The sequence below is a fragment of the Dietzia sp. HMSC21D01 genome (assembly GCF_001815995.1).
Taxonomy (GTDB): Bacteria; Actinomycetota; Actinomycetes; order Mycobacteriales; family Mycobacteriaceae; genus Dietzia; species Dietzia cinnamea.
This window is the reverse complement of sequence record NZ_KV823620.1, coordinates 1-2,383: the sequence shown is the minus strand read 5'-3', so window position 1 is coordinate 2,383 and position 2,383 is coordinate 1. Positions and strand designations below refer to the sequence as shown.

General features: G+C 73.1%; 3 protein-coding genes and 1 pseudogene. 2 read left to right on the top strand and 2 right to left on the bottom strand.

Going from position 1 to position 2,383, the window contains the following annotated elements; all coding sequences use genetic code 11:
• Window positions 1-788 (bottom strand): GNAT family N-acetyltransferase, cg3035/Rv0428c family (locus HMPREF3086_RS00650; RefSeq protein WP_070719702.1); only part of this gene is annotated, 788 nt, incomplete at its 3' end.
• Window positions 781-1,452, bottom strand: coding sequence for a peptide deformylase (locus tag HMPREF3086_RS00645; RefSeq protein ID WP_007630501.1), 672 nt, complete (start codon window positions 1,450-1,452; stop codon window positions 781-783). The genes HMPREF3086_RS00645 and HMPREF3086_RS00650, both read right to left, overlap by 8 nt.
• Before the next feature lie 155 nt (window positions 1,453-1,607).
• Here HMPREF3086_RS00645 and HMPREF3086_RS00640 point away from each other — a divergent pair, with 155 nt between their 5' ends.
• Together HMPREF3086_RS00640 and HMPREF3086_RS19210 are read left to right on the top strand one after the other, a co-directional pair.
• Entirely contained in the window at window positions 1,608-1,937 is a 330-nt protein-coding gene (locus tag HMPREF3086_RS00640; RefSeq protein ID WP_061227935.1) for a DUF3263 domain-containing protein, read from the top strand.
• Window positions 1,938-1,952: 15 nt separating this feature from the next.
• Window positions 1,953-2,383: pseudogene (locus HMPREF3086_RS19210) on the top strand (hypothetical protein); the annotation flags it as partial.

The window sequence follows — 2,383 nt, the reverse complement described above, 5'->3', positions numbered from 1 at the left end:
GCGAACACGACGTGGCCGCCGGGGCCGGGATCGCCGCTGTCCGGACCGTCGGTGAGGATGCCGGCCGTGGCGAGCATCGCGGGCCGCACGCGCTCGGGGTCCAGGTCGGCGGTGGCGTGGTAGAGGGCCAGCCAGTCGTCGTCGGGGCGGTCGGCCAGGGTGACGGCGGGCCGGGTGTCGGCCGGGAAGGCGGCGTCGACCACGGCGAGCAGCGCCTCGCTGTCCGCAGTGCAGAGGAACAGGTCACGGTCGGCGCGGATCCGCGCGGAGTCCACCGGCGCGCCGTCGAGCATCATGCGCTCGACCTTCACGAGCCGCTCGACGTCGACCAACCGCAGCGGCAGGCCGCGGGCGGCGTACCAGTCGCGCACCCCGTCGAGGTCCTCGCAACTGGCCCACGGCAGGACGGGCACGGCCGAGTTCCCGCGATACGACCAGTCGTCGCCGGCCCGACAGAACCAGCCGTCGACCAGCTCGTACTCGGGGCACGGCCACGCCAGCGCACCCGCGTACTCGTGCGCCCGGACGTCGCGGGCCCGCACCGGCCGCGGGGGCAGGACCTTGAGCACGGCGACGTCCGCGTCGGGGATCCGCAGCTCCTCGCCGGACTCCCGGCGGACGATCAGCTCCGGCTCGAGCGCCACCACGTGACCGATGACGTCCGTGTACAGGTGCGAGGCCTCACCGGGAGCCAGATGGCGACGCACGACCACGCGTTCGCCCACCGCCACCCGGCGGCCGGAGTTCCACCGGGACCGACCCGACAGACCCCGGTCCTGCTCAGCCATGGTCGGTGACGACCTCGTCGTCGTCGCCGTCCCAGTCCTCCTCGTCGGCGAACGGGTCCGGGTCGGTGGCCGGATCCCAGCTCAGGCCCGGCACACCCCAGCCCGCGTCGCGGATGTGGCGCTTGGCGGCCTTCTTGTTCCGCCCGATGAGATGGTCGGTGTAGACGAAGCCGTCCAGGTGGCCGACCTCGTGCTGCAGGCAGCGGGCGAACAGGCCGTAGCCCTCGACCGACACCGGCTCGCCGTGCTCGTCGGTGCCGGTCACGCGCGCCCACCACGCACGCCCGCGCGGGAAGTTGACGCCCGGGACGGACAGGCAGCCCTCGAGGTCGTCCTCGGGGTCCGGCATGGTCTCGGGGATCTCGGACGTCTCCAGGACCGGGTTGATCACGCAGCCGCGCCGGTTGAGCCAGCCGCCGCGCGCCTCGACCTCCTCGCGCGAGACGCCCTCGCCGTCCTCGGTGTCCAGGTCGGGGCAGTCGTAGACGAACACGCGCTTGCGGACGCCGATCTGGTTGGCGGCCAGGCCCACCCCGTTGGCGGCGTCCATGGTGTCGTAGAGGTCCCGGACGAGGTCCGCGATCTCCTCGGGGGACTCGGTGACGGGTTCGGTGGGCGCGTGGAGCGCGGGATCGCCGAGGATGACGATGGGACGGACGGCCATGGTCGCCGATTCTAGTGCGCCGGCGATGGCGGGGTGTCGGAGGCGTGTGGTTCACTACGGGGGAATCACAACGGTGTGATCTGGCCGGACTGCTGGCCGGGTTGCTGGCCTGGGCGTCGGGTGCGGTGCCCGTTGGTACACGAGGAGGTGCGCGCATGGGTCGATCGGCTGCCGCGACGCGTGAGGCAACCACCGGAGGCGACCGGGAGGGTCCGCTGCCCGCCGCCGACCCCGTCCTGTCGGAGCGGGATCAGAAGATGCTCGAGTTCGAGCGGCAGTGGTGGAAGTTCGCCGGCTCCAAGGAGGAGGCGATCCGACAGCAGTTCGACATGTCGGGCACCCGCTACTTCCAGATCCTCAACGACCTCATCGACCGCCCCGAGGCCCTGGCCGCCGATCCCCTGCTCGTCAAGCGGCTGCGCCGCATGCGTTCGAGCCGCCAGAAGGCACGCGCGGCGCGCAACCTGGGAATGCGCCTCGACTGACCTAGACTCGGGCGCGTGAGCTCCCAGTCCGAGAACCCGCAGTACGCCCCGCAGCCCGGCGACCCCGACCACGGCGATCCCCGGTACGACGACGCACAGTACGGCGACCCCCGGGACGGTGGCCCGTACGACGCCGACGACCCGTATGGGCCGGGCGGGGGCGGTCCCGACGAGCCCAGCGGCCCGCCGTACCGCGCGATCGCGATGGTGCTGCTGTCGGCGGTCGTGCTCGCCGTGGGCATCGGTCTGGTGCAGCTGTTCGGGGGCGACGACGACGAGGCCGCCACCACGGCCGAGGAGGGCACTTCCCAGGTCGAGCAGGACGCCTCGGCCGGTCAGGACGCGGACGGCCAGCCCGCGCAGGGTGAGGCCGGCGGGGCTGAGGGTGCACCCGCCCAGGGCGGCGCCCCCGGTGGTCAGGACGGCGCGGCGGGAGCGTCCGGCGA

Excerpts from the sequence above, each read along its gene's own strand:
- HMPREF3086_RS00645 (WP_007630501.1), bottom strand. The coding sequence starts at position 1,452 with ATGGCCGTCCGTCCCATCGTCATCCTCGGCGATCCCGCGCTCCACGCG.
- HMPREF3086_RS00640 (WP_061227935.1), top strand. The coding sequence starts at position 1,608 with ATGGGTCGATCGGCTGCCGCGACGCGTGAGGCAACCACCGGAGGCGAC.